The organism is Mariniflexile sp., assembly GCF_052728615.1.
This window is the reverse complement of sequence record NZ_JBFVFE010000054.1, coordinates 1-21679: the sequence shown is the minus strand read 5'-3', so window position 1 is coordinate 21679 and position 21679 is coordinate 1. Positions and strand designations below refer to the sequence as shown.

Below are 21679 nucleotides of genomic sequence, written 5' to 3'. Positions count from 1 at the left end.
CTGTTTTAGCTTGTAAAGAATTACGTTGACAATCTCAACTAGTGGAACCCTTGCGGGAAACCTTCTTTTTGGTAATGGTATGTATGGGATAATTTCCAATTCTATCGTATCTTTGTCAAGTACTGTGTACATAAGGGGTTGTTTAGTATATTTTACGTGTGGTAACGCAAATATTGGCAACCCTTTTGTCTTTTTAAAAAAAGTTTAAACCATTCAATGAAAAAACCACTCATTTTACTGCTATCACTTTTCATTTTTAACTGTAACAATTCCGAAAAGCAAAAAGAAACAGAACACATGCCAGAAGTTCAAAAAGAAAAAACACCTGTTCTAAACTTGGAACAGGCCAACCGTTTAGCGCAATTGCCATTGCATTGTATGAATATAGAATACCCAAACAGGTTGTCCCAAACCTTGGGTGGGGATACTGATTTGAAGTCGCCAAAAACATTGCACCCCGCGTTTTATGGGTGTTTCGATTGGCATTCATCGGTACATGGGCATTGGAGCTTGGTAAGCTTGTTAAAGCAGTTTCCAGATTTGGATCATGCAGAAGCCATCAAACAAAAACTACTTCAAAATATTTCCAAGGAAAACATAAAAACCGAAGTGGCATATTTTCTGGGCGTACACAACAAATCGTATGAACGCACTTATGGTTGGGCATGGTTGTTAAAACTCGCAGAGGAATTGCATACTTGGGACAATGAAACCGCAAGAGAGTTAGAAAACAATCTACAACCCTTAACCGATTTGATTATTGGAAAGTATATCGATTTTCTGCCAAAATTAAATTACCCCATTAGAGTGGGCGAACACCCCAATACAGCATTCGGGTTAAGCTTTGCTTGGGATTATGCCCATACGGTAAATAATACTACTTTAAAAACCCTCATTGAACAGCGCGCCAAAGATTTTTATGGATCAGATACCAACTGTCCCATGACTTGGGAACCCGGTGGCACCGATTTTTTATCGCCTTGTTTGGAAGAAGCGGCGTTGATGAAACGGGTATTGCCAACGGATGAATTTAAACCATGGTTGGACACATTTTTGCCTCAATTAAAAAATAAAAGCTTTATTTTGGAAACAGGAAAGGTATCCGATAGAAAAGATGGCAGTTTGGTGCATTTGGACGGTGTAAATTTTTCACGAGCGTGGAGCTTAAATAAAATAGCAGAAGGACTTCCAGAATACGAGCATTTAAAAAATATAGCAAATCAACATATCAATTATTCGTTGCCCAGTATTTTTGAAGACAGTTACGAAGGTGGGCATTGGTTGGGGAGCTTTGCTATTTATGCACTTAATTCTACGACTATTAAACAATCTTAATTTTATGTTAAACAGCTTCAATTATGTTACTGAAACTGTGCGCAAGCACTATTTTTAGAAAAACTAAAAATTACCATGAAAATTTTATCTATTCGCTTTTTATTAGCAGCACTTTTTAGCAGTTCATTTTGTATCGCACAAACCCCATTGATCAATACGCCTTCGGTGAGTCCGGACGGCAAACAATTGGCTTTTAATTTTCAAGGGGATATATGGACGTCCACTATCGACGGTCAAAATGTGAAGCGTCTCACCGTTCATGAAGCCCATGACACCAATCCTATGTGGAGCCATGATGGTGCTTCCATCGCTTTTGAGAGCGACAGATACGGTAACAGCGATATTTATATGGTTTCAGCAAATGGTGGATTACCAAAACGTATCACGTATCACTCAACAAACGATTATATAACAGATTACACTAAAGATGACACCATTATATTTCAAACAAGACGGGATTTTGCACAAGTGGAAAGAGAATATGAAATACATAGTGTTAGCGACCAAGGTGGTACGCCATCACGGTTAATGAATTCATTAGGTTTTGATGCAAAATTATCGCCAAACGGAAAATTTATTGCTTTTGTTAAAGGGTATTGTAGAATTACCAGAGAAGCGTACCGTGGATCTGCTAACAGGGATATTTGGTTATATAATATTGCTAAAGACTCCTACATGCAATTAACAACTTATGATGGTAACGACTTTTATCCGCATTGGGGCGATGATGCTACCATTTATTTTCAGTCTTCACAAAGTGGAAAATATAATATTCACAAGTTAAAGATTGATGCCAACGGACAAAAAGTAGGGCAAATAGAAGCTGTGACTTCTTTTAAAGATATGGGTATCTTTTCATTCAGCGTTAGTGCCAATGGTAAAGATATGGCGATGGTGCAAGGTGATAAATTATTTGTTTTAAATGCATCATCCAATACGCCTAAAGAAGTAAAATTGAATATCGGTTCAGATTATAGATTCGATCCCATTGAGCATAAAACATATACCAATCAAATTGAAGAAGTGGCATTATCGCCCAACGGAAAGCAAACTGCACTGGTTATTAGGGGCGAATTGTTTTTAAGATCTACAGATAAAGATGTTAAAAAAACAGTCAATGTTTCAAAATCTGCATACCGAGATAGAATGCCAACATGGTTGAATGATAGTACATTGGTTTTTGTTTCGGATAGGGACGGTCAAAACGATTTGTATCTTTTAAAGTCTGATGACCCAAAAGAATCAGATTTATTAAAAACCTTAAAGTATAAAGTGGTTCGATTAACCAGTGCCAAAGAGGGCGAATCAGACCCGATAATTTCCCCTAACGGAAAATCAATTGTTTACAAAAGAGGTAAAGGGCAATTGATCGTTTCTAAAATTGATGCCAACGGAAAATTATCAAACGAAACAGTCTTATTGGATGGTTGGGACACTCCAGGTGGGGTTTCTTGGTCGCCCGATTCCAAATGGCTGGCGTACAGTTTAAGCGATTTGGATTTTAATGATGAAGTCTATATCCATAAAGCAGATAATTCTCAAAAACCAGTCAACATATCGATGCATCCTAAAGCAGATAGAAGCCCTATTTGGAGTGCCGATGGGAAGAAATTGGTTTTTACATCCAATAGAAATAATGGCGATTATGATGTTTGGTTTACGTGGTTGAACAAATCGGATTGGGAAAAAACACCCCAAGATTGGTAAGAAGAGGAAAACAAAGCCGATAAAGATGACAAAAAGAAGGATGCTGATAAAGATAAAAAAGACAGTAAATCAAAAGAACCCGAAAAAGATATTACCATAGATTTTGAAAATATTTATGAGCGACAAGTTCAGGTAACCTCATTTTTTGGTAGTGAATATGCGGTGTTCATATCTAAAGATGGAAAAACCATTTATTATACCACTGGTAATGGTACGAGGGGTGATGCGGACTATGAAGCAGATTTGTTTAAAATTGGATGGGATGGAAAAGACAAAAAGGAGATTACCTCAAAAAACACCAAACCTTCCAATATTGTTGCCGATAAAAAAGGCACAAAATTTATTATGACTACCGGTACGGGAAGTTTATCAAGTCTTAATTTATCATCCGATAAGGTAGAATCCTTACCTGTTAGTGCAAAAATGGATGTGGATTATTTTGAAGAGTCCAATCAAATTTTTGAAGAAGCTTGGAAAGCGATTAACGATGGATTTTACGACCCAAATTTTCATGGTCAAGACTGGCAAGCTTTAAAGAAAAAATACAAGCCATTGGCCATGAAAGCGTCAACTAGAACCGATTTCCAAAACATATTCAATTGGATGCTGGGTCAAATTAACGCTAGCCACATGGGTTTCAGTATAGGTGAGGATCGTGAAGATTTACAGAAAGAAACCACTGGTTTACTTGGCATTGAAGTAAAGCCAAACAATAACGGTGTTGAAGTTACTGCGGTTGTAGCGAATATGCCTGCTGATAAAGGGGTAAGCACGATTAAAGTTGGCGATGTTATTACTTCGGTTAACGGAACCAAACTTACCAAAAACCTGAATTTTTATAGTTTACTGGAAGGAACTGCCAACGAAAAAATATATTTAGACGTTAAACGAGGGGGTACAAATATGGAAGTTGTTATTAGGCCCGATTCTAATAACCGCGTGGAAAACTATAATGCTTGGGTAAAAGAACAAAAGCGTTTAACAGAGAAATATTCCAATGGAAGATTAGGTTATATCCATATACAGGGTATGGATTGGCAAAGTTTCGAAAATTTTGAACGCGAATTAACAGCGGCAGGTTTAGGGAAAGAAGGTCTGGTTATTGATGTTCGGTTTAATGGAGGTGGATGGACTACTGATTATTTAATGGCGGTACTTAGTGTAAAACAACACGCCTATACAATACCTAGAGGAGCCGCGAGCAATTTAGAAAAAGAACACACTGAATTTATCAATCACTATCCATTTAGTGAACGTTTGCCTTTTGCGTCATGGACGAAGCCATCTATAGCACTTAGCAACCATACCAGTTATTCGAATGCTGAAATATTTTCTCATGCTTATAAGGCTTTAGGCATAGGGACTCTTGTGGGAGAACCTACCTTTGGTGCCGTTATTTCAACGGGTTCAGCTAAGTTAATCGATGGATCGGCAGTTAGAATGCCTTTTAGAGGCTGGTATGTGAAAGAAACAAAAACCAATATGGATTTTGTACCAGCAGTTCCCGATATTTTAGTTAGTAACAATCCCGATGATAAAGCAAAAGGTAAAGACACCCAATTAAAAACAGCGGTTGAAGCGTTGTTAAAACAGCTATAAAATAAAAACGGGTTTAAAACATTAATCTGGTGGTCTGCTTGGTTTTTTTAAAAATATTTTTTTTGAAAAAACATTACTATATTTAATACTGTTTTTCAGTTAATTGGAATCATGTCTATTTTCTATATTCTATCAGTGAAGCGGTCTTTTATCTTTAGTCGGACAATAATATTTAAGAATATATAAAAAAATAATTTAGTCCAAAATATTGCAGCATTCCTTATCTTAGGGATACCTATGTTGCTGTTTTTGATGGCAGTTAATAATGTATTAAATCCAAATTTGATTTAATGGTTCATTTTTCAGTAGATATTAATGTAGATGTAGGTGAAGGCATTGGCAACGAATCGCGGTTAATACCGTATGTATCGTCGTGCAACATTGCTTGTGGCGGACATGCAGGTGATGCCAAAACCATGCGTAAGGTGGTTAAATTGGCGAAGCAACACCGCGTTAAGATTGGCGCGCACCCCTCATTTCCAGATGTTGAAAATTTTGGCAGAAAACCCATGGAAATGCCTTGTGCAGCGCTATATACTTCCATCAAAGAGCAAATAAACAATTTGGTTACTATTCTAAACGAAGAGAATGCACTGCTCCATCATGTAAAACCACATGGTGCGCTATATAATATGGCGATAACGGACACTAAAATTGCGACTACCATTATTGAAGTGATGAAAAGTATGGCGTTGCCAACCAAACTTTATGTACCCTATAAGTCGGTTATTGAAACCTTGGCACTTCAAAACAATATACCTATTACTTATGAAGCTTTTGCGGATAGAAATTACAACGACGATTTAACTTTGGTATCGCGGAGTAAAAAGGATGCTTTAATACACGATTCAGATGCTATGTTTGAACATGTTTTATTTATGATTGATAAGCGTAAAGTAAAAACAATTACAGGGACAGAAGTGCCCATAGAGGCTGAAACATTTTGTGTGCATGGCGATAATATGAAAGCAGCAGAATTAATAAAAAAACTCCGCTGGAATCTAGGGACCCAAGGCATTAAAATACTATAGGATCAATGGCCTTCAATATTACATACAAACCGTTTGGTGAACGTTCTATTTTAGTGGAATGGCCAGCGGTTATCGACGAAAAAATCCTAAAGGACATCATCCGGTTTAAAAAGGGTATTAAAGAAAATAATATTAGATCTAATGTTTATTTAAAGTCTGCATACAACTCGTTGTTAATTACTTATGATTCGTTTTGTAGGAATTTCAAAAATGAAGTCCATCGGCTTGAAAACATCTATTTATCATCCAATTTGAACAATGACAGTGTGTCAGTTCTGTGGAAAATCCCTGTATGCTACGATGCGGTTTTTGGTATTGATCTAGAAATGGTTTCCAAAGAAAAAAACCTTTCAAAGGAAGTGATTATTGAGCGACATTCCCAAGTAATTTATATGGTTTATTTTATAGGTTTTTTACCCGGATTTTTATATTTAGGAGGTTTGGATGAATCGATTTATGTACCTCGAAAATCGACCCCGCAATTACAAATTGAAAAAGGAGCGGTGGCCATTGGGGGCAATCAAACAGGGGTGTATCCATCAGAAAGCCCAGGAGGTTGGAACATTATAGGGAACTCACCCATTGAATTTTTTAACCCCTATAACGATCCACCTTGTTTTGCAAAATCGGGCGATAAGATTAGCTTCAAACCTATATCCATTGATGAATATAAAAACATTAAAAGATTAGTTGAAGCTGGCGTATATGAAATAGAAAGTGAGGTGTCCAGTGATTAAAGTGTTGGGTCCCGGATTTTATTCCACCATTCAAGATTTTGGGCGTAAAGGGTTCCAGCAATATGGCGTGCCGTATTCCGGGGTAATGGATGCATATTCCGCAGGTTTAGCGAACCATATCCTTGGAAACAGTGAAAATGCAGCGGTTATTGAAATGGCCATGACGGGTGCAAAACTTCAATTTCATGTTGATACTTACATCTGTATTTCGGGTGCTGATATGTCGCCTAAGTTGGATGAAAACCCAATTCTGCTCAATAAAAACATTAAAATACAATCTGGAGATGTGCTGTCTTTTGGTAAATTAAACAGTGGATTTCGATGCTATTTAGCGGTTTTAGGTGGGTTTAATACGGAGACCATCATGGGTAGCCAAAGTATGTATAAAGGTATTACGACGCTATTTAATCTTTCTAAAAATGACGAATTAAAGATTAATGAATCTAATTTATTTATAGATAATAAAAATGCTTCCATTAAAGTTAATAAAGAACATTTTTCAATAAATAAAATCGATGTTTTTAAAGGGCCTGAATTTGATTTGTTGCAAAAGAATCAACAGGAATTATTGCTTGAAACTCATTTCACCATTTCGAAAGACAATAATAGAATGGCATATCAACTATCCGAATCTTTGGAGAATAGTTTAGAGCCTATTATTACCTCCGCTGTACTTCCGGGTACGGTTCAGTTAACACCATCGGGGAAACTCATAATTTTAATGCGCGATTGCCAAACTACGGGTGGTTATCCCAGGGTGCTTCAATTAAAAGAATCTGCAATTAATGTTTTGTCCCAAAAGTTTACAGGAAACATGATTAGGTTTAATGAACTCATTTAAACTTTTTCAATATCAAACATTGAGCTTAAGATAGTTTTATGGGTATTTGGTAAAAAAGTCGATAGAAACCAACGCATTAAAAATATTAAGCCACGAATTTCACTAATTTTCACTAATTTTTGAAAAATCTTTAGATTTTTATGTTCATCTGATTATTTTTGAAAAATGATTACACGAATTTAAATGGGTTAAACCCATTTATTCGTACCAATTCGTGCAATTCGTGTCCAACACTAAAGATATGGATTCTAATACACTTGTCATGGAAGTCGGTAACTTTGCGACAGATTCTTAAAAATATTTCTTATGAAAAACCTGTTTATTTTAGTATTGCTTTCTTTTAGTTTTTATAGTTGTAAAAACGAATCTAAGTTAGATGCTAACCAAATTATTAATAAATCGATTGAGGTCTCAGGCGGTGCGCATTTAAAGAATTCAACTATTGATTTCGATTTTAGGGATAAACATTACACAGCCATTCGCAAACAAGGTAAATTTCGTTATGAACGAACATTTCACGATTCCATAACAATCAAGGATGTATTGAGCAATTCCGGTTTCCAAAGATATGTAAATGATGAGCTTGTAGAAATTCCCGATAGCATGGCGGTTAAATATGCGTCTTCAGTAAATTCGGTCCATTATTTTTCAGTGCTGCCATTTGGTTTGAATGCTGCTGCGGTAAATAAAAAATACATAGCATTGGTCAAAATAAATGACCAAGCGTATCATAAGATTGAGGTAACCTTTAATGAAAAAGGAGGAGGGGAGGATTTTGATGATGTTTTTTTATATTGGGTGAATACCACTAGTTTTAAAGTGGATTATATGGCATATTCTTATGCTGAAGATGACGGTTTGGGAATGCGATTTCGTGAAGCGTACAATGAACGCTTTGTAAATAATATTCGGTTTGTGGATTATAATAATTTCAAACCTAAGGCTGGTGAAGCGAATTTAAACGATTTGGACACGTTATTTGAAAACAACGAATTAGACTTATTGTCTAAAATAGAATTAAAAAATATAACGGTCAATTAAATACCGACTTCAATTCTTTTGCTTCCATAAGCGCTTACAGAGAGGTGGATAAATGCGTTCCATAAGATTATGCTAACTCTAGCGCAATTTCAATCATATCCTTAAATGTCGTTTCACGTTCTTTGGTGCTGGTCCGTTCTCCAGTGACCAAAGAATCCGAAATGGTTAAAATGCTCAATGCATTTACATTGTGTTTAGCGGCGACGGTATATAATCCGGCCGACTCCATTTCAACACAAAGCACGCCGAACTTCGACCATTTTTTATAGGACTCAAAATCGTCCGCATAAAACTCATCCGAAGTAAAAACATTCCCCGCTTTTATAGCGATATTTTTGGTTTTTGCAGCCTCAACCGCTTTTTGAAACAGTTCAAAATTTGCTGTAGGCGCATAATCTGCACCACCAAAACGAAGCTCGTTGACCCCAGAGTTGGATGATGCTGCCATAGCCAATACAATATCCCTAATTTTAATATGCACCTGATAAGAACCGGCGCTTCCAACACGGATCAGGTTTTTTACGCCATATTCAGTAATCAATTCATGCGCATAAATGGAAATGGACGGTACGCCCATGCCTGTGCCCATAACCGATATACGTTTGTTGTTGTACGTTCCGGTATAACCCAACATACCCCGCACTTGGTTAAAACAAACAGGGTTTTCAAAAAATGTTTCGGCTATCCATTTGGCGCGCAGTGGGTCTCCCGGTAGTAGAATAGTTTCTGCAATGTCCCCTTTTTTAGCTTCAATATGTACGCTCATTGGTTTAAGTAAAAAGTAAAAAGTTAGAGGTTAAAAGTTGAAAGTATGTATCTAACATTATTTAATAATGCGAATCAATTGTTGAAAAGATTAAAACCCATTACGATTTATAAGACAATATTAGGGGCGTTAGCCCTAAATCGTCGTAGATACAAACGTTAATTAAATAAAAGGGACGTAGCCCTGTTATCTTCATAAAATAACACGATAATGAACAAAAAATACATAGCCCTGAAATTCAATAAACATGGCAAACACGTACACAATAATTTTATCAAAGATGTCAGGGCTAAAGCCCCTAATTCATCATCATGGCTCATTTTGCAACTACTAAGACTACAGGGGTAACGCCCCTAAGTCAAGCGCGTAATCCAATTTTCCCTCGGCTAAATAGTTGCAACATTTTAACTCTTGATTCGCATTAATAATTGTTTTCGGTTGAGGCTTCTCCTGTAAGGATTGCAATTCCTGAGGATGTTCCCAAACGTTCAACACCTAGGTTGATATATTCCAAGGCTGTTTGATAGTCCTTGATGCCTCCGGAGGCTTTTATTTTAGCTTGTCCCTTGGCTGCTTTTTTCATGATTTCAACATCCTGGACCGTAGCGCCACGGGAACCAAAACCAGTGGAGGTTTTAATAAAATCGGCAGCACTTTGTATAGCCAATTCGCTGGCTTTGATTATTTCCAGTTCTTCAAGATAGCACGTTTCTAAAATGACTTTTAAAATAAGATGAGGCATGCATTTTTTTACTGATTCCATATCTTTTAAAACGGCATCGAAATCGCCGCTTTTCAATAAGCCAACATTCAATACCATATCAATTTCATCAGCTCCATCAACTAACGCTTGTTTTGTTTCGGCCACTTTGGATGCGGTACTCATGGCACCTAAAGGAAACCCAATAACACAGCAGACTTTTACGTTACTGTTTTTTAACTGATCTTTAGCCCATGTTACATAGCAGGAATTCACACAAACGGAATGGAATTGATAGTGCTTTGCTTCGTTGCAAAGTTGCACAATATCGCTTTTTGTGGCCGTCGCTTTTAAAAGGGTATGGTCTATATAACTACTTAAAGGTTTCATGATGCAGTTTGAATTTACGGCACATCAATCTAACTCAATACGTTCTGAATGAAATGAAAGGCGTGCATGACAAAGGTATTAACAATTCTTTGATTTTTTGTCCTTAGGAATTATAAAAACAGGGACTTCGAGCGTTTAAGTTTCACAATCTAAACATGAAGTCCCTTGGGATGTAATTATTTTTTTTGAGGATTACAAACCAATGTCAATAGTTTCCGTTTCAACAACGCTTTCTTCTTGATGGGCTTCCAAGTATTTCTGGTAAATCTTGGCATTTCTGCTTTGTAGTGTTTTGTTTCCTGAGATTAAGTTTACAGAAGTTCCAATACAATCGGCGCCGACTTCCAAGTATTTAATGGCGGTTTCAAAATCCTCAATATCACCATAAGCAACAATTTTAGCAGCATCCCTTATGGTTTTTCTCATAATTTTTATAGCAGTGAAGGTGGCTCCTTTTTTTGAGAATCCACTAGAGGTTTTAATATAATCTACCTCAGCGTCCAAACAAATATCACATGCTTTTATCACTTCATTTTTGTTCAATTCCGAAATTTCCAATATCACTTTTAAAGGTGCGTCTCCTATGGCAAACTTAACATCCAAAATATCCTTTAAAACCAAAACATGGTTTTTGCTTTTAAGATATCCTAAATTGATAACCATCTCTATACCGTCCGCACCGTCATCAATAGCTTTTTTTGCTTCAAAAACCTTAGCTGCCGTAGACATGGCGCCCAATGGAAATCCAACAACCGTACATACCTTAACTTCTGTATTTTCCAACAATTGTTTTGCTAGTGCAACATAGGCACTGTTAAGGCAAACCGCATGAAAATTATTTTGTATGGCTTCATCGCAAAGCTGAATAATGTCGCGTTCTGTGGCAGTGGCTTTTAATAACGTGTAGTCAATATATTTGGATATATCCATAATAATAAGTAGGTTTTATGACATGTTTTTTATTTACAAGTCGGATTTTATATTAAGTTTTTTTGTACAGTTTTGGGGACTTACAACACTGCTAAATTAGGTGTTTAGACCGATATAAATTGACCGTTTATCGAATTCCCATTACGTTTTATTAACGAACTTATTAACTTATTCAGTGTTGGATGATTGAAATTGTAAAGATGAAAATTATCTTGGGGTGTTAATTAGTGGAAAAGTACATTACAAAAGTTGGTTGTAGCTTGAATAGAACTAACTGAACTCATCTTGACTTTTTGTTTTTAACCGAATCCCGATATATCGGGATGTTCAGATGAGACTATTTTTGAGAGGCATAGCATCGTTACGCATAAGAAAATAGACGAGATATGGGCGAATTTCAGCCATTTTTTAGGAAATAGAAAAAGTCAAGATGAGTTCACCACATGGAATTAATTTAGATAAATCATTAAATAATTTAGCAAGATGTTATTCGCTGGAGGTTATAACTTTGTTTTCAACAAGCAATTTATGCGCCCAAAAGATAGCTTCACTCAAAGTTTTAAAAATTTCGTAGGGCTTGTTAAAAAATTCTCTTTCATATTCTGCATTTTTCCGCATCATATCGGTTTCTGGAATCATTGCGATGGCTAGCAGGTTTGGAATTTTTTCGGTTTCATTATAGATCAAAGGATTTACGGTATAGGATTTTACACGGTTGGAAATGTAAACCATGTCTCTATTCTTAAAATGACTATAAATAATGTGATTCAATTTGTCATTGTGTTGAGTATCTATAATGGCGCCTTCCTTTATTTGGTTTATGATGAAATTGGGGAAAATGAATAGTTCTGTGTCTGTTTCATTCAAATATTTTATAATACCCATAACTTATTTTTAAATTAATAATTTTGTTCATTAAACACTTGGGAGAGACTCATATAACTTTTTTTAAAGAAGAAGATGCACTTATTAATTGGATATTGTAATGTCCCAAAAACCTTTTAAAGTTATATTTAAATTGAATGATGTTGGTCTAATTTACACAAATTAAAAAAACAAACCAACGAATGTTTATAAAAACCTCCGTTGGTTGGATTAAATTATTAAAGATTGTAAAGAAAGCCTAAAACGATTAATTATTTTCTGCTACCAAATCGCTTTGGTTTCTAAATACCAGTTCATCATCAAAGGCATCCAATAAAATAATACTGTCCGTAGTTACTTTTCCAGCCAATATTTCCTTACTTAAAGCATTTAAAACCTCTTTTTGGATCACACGCTTTACCGGTCGGGCACCATATTCAGGATTATAACCTTTATTTGCTAAATATTGAATAGCTTCTGGTGTGGCGTCAAAAGTGATACTTTGTTTTGCCAGCATTTTTATCAGGTTTTTTATTTGTAAACCAACAATGGCAGTGATATCCTTTTTGCTTAAGGGCGTAAACATGATGGTATCGTCTATACGGTTCAAAAACTCAGGTCTCACGCTCTGTTTTAAAAGTGCCAAAACATCTATTTTTGCGACTTCTATAGCCGAATCTATATCTTTTGTTGCTTCGAAACGCTCTTGTATGATCTGGCTTCCTATATTGGAAGTCATGATGATTATGGTATTTTTAAAATCGGCTACACGTCCTTTGTTGTCGGTTAAATGACCTTCGTCCAGAACTTGCAATAGAATATTAAAGGTGTCTGGATGTGCTTTTTCAATTTCATCCAAAAGTACCACAGAGTAGGGTTTCCTGCGTACCGCTTCGGTTAATTGACCACCTTCATCATAGCCAATATATCCTGGAGGCGCACCAACCAATCTGCTTACGGCATGCCGCTCTTGGTATTCACTCATATCAATACGGGTCATGGCGTTTTCATCATCAAATAAATATTCTGCCAAAGCTTTTGCAAGCTCCGTTTTACCAACGCCTGTGGTTCCCAAAAAAAGGAACGTTCCAATGGGTTTTTTTGGGTTTTGTAAACCTGCACGACTACGTCTAACCGCATCGCTCACCGCAATAATGGCTTCTTCCTGTCCAACAACCCTTTTGTGCAATTCAGCTTCGAGTTTCAACAATTTTTCGCGTTCACTTTGGATCATTTTGGTTACCGGAATCCCCGTCCATTTAGCCACAACTTCGGCAATATCGTCATAAGTCACTTCCTCTTTGATCATCGAGTTTTCAGATTGTGCATCTAATTGCTTTTGAAAAACCTCCAGTTGTTCATGTGCTTCCTTGATTTTTCCATAACGCAATTCGGCAACTTTACCATAATCGCCATCACGTTCTGCACGTTCTGCCTCTAACTTGAAATTCTCAATGCTTAATTTTGTGTTTTGAATGTTTTCAACCACCTCTTTTTCACTTTTCCATTTGGCATTCAAATCGTTGCGTTGCTCTTTTAGGTTTGCCAAATCGGAACGCAAGGTTTTTAATTTTGATTCATCTTTTTCGCGTTTAATGGCCTCGATTTCAATTTCCAGTTGCATCACTTTTCTATCCAAAACATCCAATTCTTCAGGTTTGGAATTGATTTCCATCCGCAGTTTTGAGGCGGCTTCATCCATTAAATCGATGGCTTTATCAGGCAGAAAACGATTGGTAATATAACGTTGCGATAATTCTACCGCGCCAATAATCGCTTCATCTTTAATACGTACTTTATGATGGGTTTCATACTTTTCCTTGATACCTCGCAGAATCGAAATAGCACTCTCGGTATCTGGTTCATCAACCATCACTTTTTGAAAACGACGTTCCAATGCTTTGTCTTTCTCAAAATATTTTTGATACTCATCTAAAGTGGTGGCACCAATAGCGCGCAATTCGCCTCTTGCCAAAGCTGGTTTTAAAATATTGGCAGCATCCATGGCACCTTGTCCGCCACCAGCACCGACCAAAGTGTGTATCTCGTCAATAAAAAGTACAATATCACCTTCGCTAGTGGTCACTTCTTTAATAACGGCTTTTAAGCGTTCTTCAAATTCGCCTTTATATTTAGCGCCCGCAATCAATGCACCCATATCCAATGCGAAAATTTGTTTGTCTTTTAGGTTTTCAGGGATGTCGCCATCTATAATCCGGTGCGCCAATCCTTCGGCAATGGCTGTTTTACCAGTCCCTGGCTCACCGACAAGAATGGGGTTGTTTTTGGTTCTACGTGATAGAATTTGAAGGATGCGTCGTATTTCCTCATCACGTCCAATCACAGGATCCAATTTGCCATCTTTAGCCAATTGGTTCAAGTTTTTGGCATATTTATTTAAGGAGTTGTATGTTTCTTCCTGGCTTTGGGAAGTTACGTTTTCGCCCTTTCGCAATTCATTGATGCTGGCATTTAGTGCCTTTTCGGTAACACCTTGGTCTTTGAGCATTTGTGCTATTTTACTGTTCGATTTAAAAACAGCAATGATTAAATGCTCAATCGATACATAGTCATCCTTCATTTTTTTAGCGATGATGGATGCTTCGTTCAGCGTTTTATTAGCTTCACGAGATAGCATCAATTCGCCTCCAGTTACTTTAGAGAAACTTTCAATTTGTTTGTCCAAAGCCTGTTCAAGGATGTTAATGTTTACATTCAATTTTTTTAAAATGAATGGTAATACGTTCTCGTCAACCTCAAAAATACCTTTAAAAAGGTGTTCGTTTTCAATTTGTTGATGCCCATAGCCTTGCGCAATTTGTTGCGCTTGCTGTATGGCTTCTTGCGATTTTGTTGTATAATTATTTAAGTTCATATCTGTATTTTTTGTTATTCTCTCGAATCCCCATAGCTATACGGGAGGGAATCTATTTTATTGTTTTACTTTTATAATCAATTTAAGTCAATAATCTTACCAGTGCGATTTTAAGGACAAAATGACTGTTTAGACTAACAATATTATGACTTTTAGTCAGTTGTAAGATTTTAAATTGGTTTCGACTTAGTAGTTATAATTGTGGATTCCTACTTTTGCAGGAACGACAAAAAAAATGTTTCCTCTAAGAAGGAATTAAAAAAGTTAATAAGATTCCCTCCCGTATAGCTATGGGGATTCGAGGGAATGAAAAAAGATATTAAACATGGGATTATTCAATAAATTATTTAGTGGTTCAAACAAGCCCAACGAAACAAAAGTATTGCCGTGGATTGCTTTAAATGAATTGGGGCAATTGCAAAATATTGAAAATAAATCGAAAACAAAAACGCAGGTTATCTTTAAACATTCCACACGGTGCGGCATTAGTAGAATGGTTATGAATCAGTTTGTGGAATCGTATGGTTTTTCAGAAAATGATCTTGATCTGTATTATTTGGATTTGCTGAATTACCGGGATATTTCAAACGAAATAGCGCATAAGTTTCAGGTTTTGCACGAATCACCTCAATTGTTGGTTATAAAAAACGGAACGGCAGTGGCACACGAAAGTCATGGTGCTATTAATGATATGGATTTGAATCGATTTGTTTAAGGAATTAGATGTCGGTAAATCACAACTATTTATTCGTTTATGGCACCTTGTTAAAGGATTTTGATAGTTACATGGCGAAGTTTTTGGAAACCAAATCGGAGTTTATAGGAACGGGTTATTTCAATGGTAAATTATATGAAATTTTGTGGTATCCGGGGGCTGTTTTAAGTGACAATCCAAACGATAAAGTTTTCGGACATATTTTTAAGATTCTTGACACAGAAAAAACCTTTAAAGCTTTAGATGATTATGAGGGTATTGGTGATACGGGTGAACATGCAAATGAATATAAACGTGTGTTGATCGATGCCTACATCAGCGAAAACGAGCTTGTTAAAACATGGGTCTATATTTACAATTTACCAACCGAACAGTTGAAGCTAATACCGTCTGGTAAGTATGTGTAATTTTAGTGCTTCATTCTTTCATCCGTTAAAAAACAAATAGGGAATGGATTTGCCTAAAAAATCTACCTTTCCATTTTATTACGAGCAGCATCCGTTGACTGTTTTGCCTGCTAAACAACTTCAAATGTATATAGAAGAACAAATTGATTTCACGCATAATTTCGGATTGAATCCAAACCGATCAGGCCTTATAATTGGTAAAATGTTTGGTGTTATGGTGGTAAAAAATGCTGAAGGCACTTTAGGATATTTGGCAGCTTTTTCAGGAAAATTAGCCGATAGCAACCACCTTAAAGGTTTTGTGCCTAAGGTTTACAACACTTTAAAAAAAACGGGTTTTTATAAAAAGGGGGGCGCAAGTAAATGCTATCAATGCACAGATTGAATCTTTGCAAAACGCTCCAATATTTAAAACGGCCCAAGAAAACGTCTTGAATAGTAAAACATCTGCGAAATATTTTTCAAACAGCAGCAATACCACAAAACACCCATCCTAAAGTTTTGTATATTTGGCAATTACATTTATATATATGCTAAAATCATTATACTATATCATCTTTTTAATAAGTTGCATCGCGTTCTCCCAAACCGAAAATTATACCGTAAAAAACCTTGGAATAAACACCGAACACCCTCATTTTGGTTTAATGTTGGTAAACAATTCCAAAATTATTTTCACTTCGTATCTACTGGATAAAAAAGACCGGCCAAAACGCTATCAAGGAAATCCGATACTTACCATTTTTGAAGGAGAACTGTTGGAAGATGGTACCATTCATAATATAAAAAACATTGAGATAGACCCGGAACAAAAAATAAATTACATTAGCAGTGCTACCATGCCTTCCAATGGAAAGCAATTGTACATTACCACTACGTACAAGGATAACGATTTTAATGAAGACAATTTTCAAATTAAAATAGGAGAGTATAAAGAGGGGATGGGATGGACCAATTTTAAAACCTTACCATTTTGCGACCCTAAATTTTCCTATGCGCATCCCTCCCTAAGTAAAGATGGGAAAACACTGTATTTTACTTCTAATATCAGGGGCGGAAAAGAAACTACCAAAGGCGGTTCGGATATTTTTAAGGTGGCTGTTTTGGAAAACACCACTTTCGGTGCCCCTAAAAATCTTGGTAGCAAGGTAAATTCGTATAGTAAAGACATGTTTCCTTTTATTGCCGACGATAATACTCTGTACTTTGCTTCAAATAGGCCCAACGGTTTTGGTGGATTTGATATTTATAAATGCGACATAGACACCAACGGCATGTTTGAAAAGGCAGAAAAACTACCCAAACCCATCAACAGTAATGAGGACGATTTTTGTTTCATTATAAATTCAAATAACAAAACAGGTTATTTTTCATCTAAACGTGATGGAGGTAAAGGCGATGATGATGTGTATTATTTTTTTAAAAATTAGCCTTAGTCTACAAAACATTATTATATTAGTTGACAAATGTCAATATTATATAATTCAATTTTATATACTTTTGATGCAACCTACTAATTTATACTATTTATTGACTTAACTGATTCCCCATAGATGATTGACCTACTTAAAAACGAAAAAGAGTTTACCGTACTTTTTTTCGGCATGCTTACCATAGATATTTTGGTTAAGCTTTACTGTCCTGCATATCCTTATCGGTATTTAACAAAACCGCCCATTGTATTGATGTTGTTTTTTTATTACCATTTCAATAATAAAGAAAAGAACAAGAAAAAGCATTTATGGATAAACTTAGCGTTGCTTATGTTCTTTATTGGGGATATTCTGATAATAAACCATACCAATGTCGTGCTTTTGGGAGCCAGTTTGCTTTTTTTTGCATTGGGAAAGCTATTTTTGAGTTTCCGATTTTCGCATAAATTCGATTTTAATATTTCTAGGCTCATACCTTTTTCCATTATCATGTTTGTTTATACCGTTTTTATTGTAAGCTACCTATTCAATAGTTTAAAAAACTTTTTTGTTCCTGCGCTGATCAGTTTTTTTATATCGCTTTTGCTGTTTCAGTTTGCTTTTCTAAGAAAGGATGCGGTTAATAAAATAAGTTATATGTACGTGTTTTTTGGTGTTATCCTATACATTATTTGCGAAAGCATGATGGCCATTAAAACCTTTAAGACAGATTTGCCATTACAGGATTTGTTGATCATGCTACTTTACGGGGTTTCGCTATACTTTATTACTATGGGGATCGTGAAGGAGCGACGCAGGAAAATTGTCCTTAATCCTTTTTAACCTGTTTTAATTCCAACAAATTGATAGGATTGATTCCCAAACCTTTTACGTTTTTTCGCGTAAAACGCACTACTTCATCATAAAACAATGGGATTACAGGAGCTTCTTTCATCACTAACGAATCCATTTTGGTATAGAGTTGTTCCCTGGTGGCTGGGTTGGTCTCGGTAAAAGCTTTTTCGTACCAAGTATCAAACAGATCACTTTTATAATGGGAATAATTCGGACCGTTTGGCGCAAAGTTTTTGCTATAAAAAAGAGATAAATAGTTTTCGGCATCCGGATAATCGGCCACCCAACTGGCACGGAACATATCCAATTTGCCATTGGCCTTGGCGTCTTTTAAGGTCGCCGCAGGCATCACATCCACATTTACAAGGAGCCCTATTTTTTGAAGTTCGCGTTGAATGTATTCGCAAAAACTTAAATAATTGCTGGTGGTAGTAATGGATATTTCAGGGGTTTTATTGCCTGTTTCTTTTTTAAATTGAGCAATCAGTTGTTTGGCTTTTTCCGGTTGAAATGTGAAGCCAATAGTTTCGCTGTAACCGGGCAATCCTTTTGGTATAAAACCGCCTTCTGCAGGAATTCCAACGCCATTTCGCAAGTAAATCATCATTTTTTTTCTGTCGAAACCATAATTAATCGCCTTTCTTATGAGTTCTGATTGTATTTCAGACAGATCGGAATCCATATAAAACGCTAAATATTCCGTGTTTAAATATGGGCCGCGAATCATATTGACGTCTTTTGAGTATAGGTCGCGAAGTTGTCCATCTGCCGTTAAAATTTCATCCTTATAAGAGGCATCCAACCCCGAAACAAAATCGATGTTACCTTGTGCGAACTGTAAAAACTCACTTTGTTTATCGGGCAAAAAGGTAATGGCAACGGCTTCCAAATAGGGTAGTGGTTTGCCTTTTTCGTCTTTTTCAAAATAGTTTTCATTTCTTCTAAACACCAATTTAATGTTTTCCTCCCAACGTTTAAACTTAAAGGGCCCCGTGCCAATAGGGTGCGAACGAAAACCATTGCTGTAATGTTCCACAATTTCCTTTGGCACCACCGAGCAGTATTTCATGGTGAGCAATCCTAAAAACGCCGGAAAGGGCTGTTTTAGTTGAATTTGGAACAACGTATCGTTAACAGCTTTAAAACCATCAACTTTGCCTAAAACCCAACTACCGGGTGAAGCCAATTGCTTGTCCAATAAACGGTTTAAACTATATTCAAAATCCTTGGCAGTAACCGTTCTTGTGGAATCTTTTCCAAAGAGTCCATGTTTATGGAAATATACATCGTTGCGCAATGAAAATGAATAGCTAAGGCCGTCTTCAGAAATAGTCCATTGTTTTGCTATGCAAGGAAGCACGTTTAAATTTTCATCCATTTGCACCAATCCGTTGAACAATTGGTTGGTGCCCCATATATCGGCAATATCTTTAGAAAATGCGGGGTCTAAGGAGCCAATGTTTTTATGTTCATTATACCTAAAAACGTCGGCATCATTAATGTGTATGATTTTCTTTTTGCAAGAAAAAGTAAGCGCAATAATTAAGAAAAGAATGAAATATTTTATGGGCTGCATTTATTAGGCTTAAAATCATTCAAAAATAAAGTTTTTATTGTCTAATTGGAATAATTTATAGGGTTTTAAAAAAAATATGTGACTTTTAAAAAAATGGTGTGTCATAAATTTAACAGATTGTTTTGCTATTATCAACAATCAAGTCTCTCAAATTTACAAAGGGTAACCTTATGGTTTAATTGAAAGAGCGTTTCGGTTTTGGAACGCTCTTTTTTTATTAACTTTGCCACGTTTTAACCATTGAAATGAATTCTCGAAAAAAAGTCGCATTTTATACCTTGGGTTGCAAGCTTAATTTTTCTGAAACCTCTACCATTGCTAGAAGTTTTACGGATGAAGGTTTTGACCGTGTCGATTTCTCTGAACAGGCGGATATTTATGTTATAAATACCTGTTCGGTCACCGAAAATGCAGACAAACGTTTTAAAACCATAGTTAAGCAAGCCCAAAAAGCGAACCCGAAAGCATTTGTGGCCGCTGTTGGCTGTTATGCGCAATTAAAACCACAGGAATTGGCGGATGTTGATGGTGTTGATTTGGTTTTGGGTGCTACCGAAAAATTCAAGATTACCGATTACTTAAACGACCTTTCCAAAAATGACATGGGACTGATTCACTCTTGCGAGATAGAAGAAGCCGATTTTTATGTGGGGAGTTATTCCATAGGCGATAGAACACGCGCCTTTTTAAAGGTGCAGGATGGGTGCGACTATAAATGTACCTATTGCACCATTCCTTTGGCACGCGGTATTTCACGTAGTGATACCATGCAAAATGTGTTGCAAAACGCCAGGGAAATTTCGTCTCAAAATATCAAAGAAATTGTTTTAACGGGCGTTAATATAGGCGACTACGGTAAAGGCGAGTTTGGAAACAAAACACATGAACACACCTTTTTGGATTTAGTGACCGAATTGGATAAGGTTGAGGGTATTGAGCGTTTGCGCATTTCTTCTATTGAACCCAATCTTTTAAAGAACGAAACGATTGATTTGGTGTCTAAATCCAGAGCCTTTGTGCCACATTTTCATATTCCGTTACAAAGCGGAAGCAATGAAATTCTTAAAAAGATGAAACGCCGCTATATGCGGGAATTGTATGTTGATCGTGTTTCAAAAATAAAGGAAGTGATGCCGCATGCCTGTATAGGTGTGGATGTGATTGTGGGATTCCCTGGTGAAACGGATGCGCACTTTCTGGAAACCTATAACTTTTTAACGGATTTGGATATTTCATATTTACATGTATTTACCTATTCGGAGCGCGATAATACCGAAGCTGCCGAAATGGAAGCTGTGGTGCCCATGAATATTAGGAATAAGCGCAGTAAAATGTTGCGAGGATTATCGGTTAAAAAACGTCGTGCTTTTTACGAAAGCCAGATAGGGAGTATGAGAACCGTTTTGTTTGAAAGTGAAAATAAAGAAGGCTACATTCATGGATTTACTGAAAACTATGTAAAAGTAAAAGCGCCTTGGAATCCTGAATTAATAAATACATTGCACGAAATAAAACTTAACAAAATTGGTGATGATGGTACGGTGCGATTGGAGTTTGTAAAAGAGCTGGTATCGTAAAACAAAAAAAATCCAAAGCTATTAAACTTCGGATCCTGGGTTCAAAAATCAAAAATCGTTATTCTTAAATCAAGACTATATCCTAACCCCAACAGGCAACATGCGCTTGTATTTTCGGTTGCTTCTCACAAATTTGGCAATTTCAGGACTTGTTGGTACAATACTTAAATTTCGGTCGCCAATTTGTTCAAAAACAGCCGCTAAAAACTCTTTGCAAAAGTTTTCGTCATTAATTTCATCAGGAACCTTAAATCCGCAAGCGAATGTTGAAAAGAAAGTTGAAAAGTCAGTAAAACCAGTGCTTTAAAGACTTTTCACTTT

Annotated in this window: 19 protein-coding genes; 13 read left to right on the top strand and 6 right to left on the bottom strand. The window is 36.3% G+C overall.

Features of this window, described 5'->3' with window-relative positions; translation table 11 throughout:
- The first annotated feature begins 216 nt into the window (after positions 1-216).
- The 7 genes from ACU1LP_RS15825 (at position 217) to ACU1LP_RS15795 (ending at position 8291) form a co-directional block, all read left to right on the top strand.
- Complete coding sequence (locus ACU1LP_RS15825; RefSeq protein WP_445736764.1) at positions 217-1335, top strand: DUF2891 domain-containing protein; 1119 nt, start codon at positions 217-219, stop codon at positions 1333-1335.
- A gap of 75 nt (positions 1336-1410) precedes the next feature.
- Entirely contained in the window at positions 1411-3042 is a 1632-nt protein-coding gene (locus ACU1LP_RS15820; RefSeq protein WP_445736763.1) for a hypothetical protein, read from the top strand.
- Between the two features lie 162 nt (positions 3043-3204).
- Positions 3205-4641, top strand: coding sequence for a S41 family peptidase (locus ACU1LP_RS15815; RefSeq protein ID WP_445736762.1), 1437 nt, complete (start codon positions 3205-3207; stop codon positions 4639-4641).
- Positions 4642-4931: 290 nt separating this feature from the next.
- Positions 4932-5672 (top strand): 5-oxoprolinase subunit PxpA, encoded by a 741-nt coding sequence (pxpA, locus tag ACU1LP_RS15810; RefSeq protein ID WP_445736761.1) that lies wholly within the window; start codon positions 4932-4934, stop codon positions 5670-5672.
- Positions 5673-5677: 5 nt separating this feature from the next.
- Positions 5678-6409, top strand: coding sequence for a 5-oxoprolinase subunit PxpB (gene pxpB / locus ACU1LP_RS15805; RefSeq protein WP_445736760.1), 732 nt, complete (start codon positions 5678-5680; stop codon positions 6407-6409).
- Positions 6390-7250, top strand: a complete 861-nt coding sequence (locus ACU1LP_RS15800; protein WP_445732148.1) for a 5-oxoprolinase subunit C family protein — start codon at positions 6390-6392, stop codon at positions 7248-7250. The genes pxpB and ACU1LP_RS15800 overlap by 20 nt, the downstream gene beginning before the upstream one ends.
- 306 nt (positions 7251-7556) lie before the next feature.
- Positions 7557-8291: a DUF6503 family protein gene (locus ACU1LP_RS15795; RefSeq protein WP_445736759.1), complete on the top strand. Its 735-nt coding sequence runs from the start codon at positions 7557-7559 to the stop codon at positions 8289-8291.
- Between the two features lie 67 nt (positions 8292-8358).
- Here ACU1LP_RS15795 and deoD read toward each other — a convergent pair whose 3' ends face one another.
- The 5 genes from deoD to clpB all read right to left on the bottom strand — a co-directional run bounded on the left by deoD (position 8359) and on the right by clpB (position 14816).
- Entirely contained in the window at positions 8359-9057 is a 699-nt protein-coding gene (gene deoD, locus ACU1LP_RS15790; protein WP_445732146.1) for a purine-nucleoside phosphorylase, read from the bottom strand.
- A 421-nt stretch (positions 9058-9478) separates the two neighbouring features.
- Positions 9479-10147 carry a deoxyribose-phosphate aldolase gene (gene deoC, locus ACU1LP_RS15785; RefSeq protein WP_445736758.1) on the bottom strand — a complete coding sequence of 223 codons (669 nt, stop codon included), beginning with the start codon at positions 10145-10147 and terminating at the stop codon, positions 9479-9481.
- A 192-nt stretch (positions 10148-10339) separates the two neighbouring features.
- The gene (gene deoC / locus ACU1LP_RS15780) at positions 10340-11077 is read right to left on the bottom strand and encodes a deoxyribose-phosphate aldolase (protein ID WP_445732144.1); all 738 of its coding nucleotides are present in this window, start codon (positions 11075-11077) and stop codon (positions 10340-10342) included.
- A gap of 486 nt (positions 11078-11563) precedes the next feature.
- Positions 11564-11962: a hypothetical protein gene (locus ACU1LP_RS15775; protein ID WP_445736757.1), complete on the bottom strand. Its 399-nt coding sequence runs from the start codon at positions 11960-11962 to the stop codon at positions 11564-11566.
- 247 nt (positions 11963-12209) lie between these two features.
- Positions 12210-14816, bottom strand: coding sequence for an ATP-dependent chaperone ClpB (clpB, locus tag ACU1LP_RS15770; RefSeq protein WP_445736756.1), 2607 nt, complete (start codon positions 14814-14816; stop codon positions 12210-12212).
- 325 nt (positions 14817-15141) lie between these two features.
- Between clpB and ytxJ the strand changes: the two genes are divergently transcribed.
- The 5 genes from ytxJ (at position 15142) to ACU1LP_RS15745 (ending at position 18193) form a co-directional block, all read left to right on the top strand.
- Positions 15142-15531, top strand: a complete 390-nt coding sequence (ytxJ, locus tag ACU1LP_RS15765; protein WP_445736755.1) for a bacillithiol system redox-active protein YtxJ — start codon at positions 15142-15144, stop codon at positions 15529-15531.
- Between the two features lie 8 nt (positions 15532-15539).
- Positions 15540-15938, top strand: a complete 399-nt coding sequence (locus ACU1LP_RS15760) for a gamma-glutamylcyclotransferase family protein (RefSeq protein ID WP_445736754.1) — start codon at positions 15540-15542, stop codon at positions 15936-15938.
- A gap of 43 nt (positions 15939-15981) precedes the next feature.
- Positions 15982-16323 (top strand): hypothetical protein, encoded by a 342-nt coding sequence (locus ACU1LP_RS15755; RefSeq protein ID WP_445736753.1) that lies wholly within the window; start codon positions 15982-15984, stop codon positions 16321-16323.
- Positions 16324-16468: 145 nt separating this feature from the next.
- Complete coding sequence (locus ACU1LP_RS15750) at positions 16469-17368, top strand: TolB family protein (protein WP_445736752.1); 900 nt, start codon at positions 16469-16471, stop codon at positions 17366-17368.
- Positions 17369-17491: 123 nt separating this feature from the next.
- A complete protein-coding gene (locus ACU1LP_RS15745) occupies positions 17492-18193 on the top strand; it encodes a lysoplasmalogenase family protein (protein ID WP_445736751.1) in 702 nt (233 codons plus the stop codon).
- Here the strand turns inward: ACU1LP_RS15745 and ACU1LP_RS15740 are convergent.
- Positions 18180-19781 (bottom strand): ABC transporter substrate-binding protein, encoded by a 1602-nt coding sequence (locus tag ACU1LP_RS15740; RefSeq protein ID WP_445736750.1) that lies wholly within the window; start codon positions 19779-19781, stop codon positions 18180-18182. The genes ACU1LP_RS15745 and ACU1LP_RS15740 overlap by 14 nt on opposite strands.
- A 245-nt stretch (positions 19782-20026) precedes the next feature.
- On the opposite strand from ACU1LP_RS15740, the gene mtaB reads away from it, so the two are divergent.
- On the top strand, positions 20027-21358 hold the full coding sequence (gene mtaB / locus ACU1LP_RS15735; protein WP_445734088.1) for a tRNA (N(6)-L-threonylcarbamoyladenosine(37)-C(2))-methylthiotransferase MtaB: 1332 nt from the start codon (positions 20027-20029) through the stop codon (positions 21356-21358).
- Positions 21359-21679 lie beyond the last annotated feature (321 nt).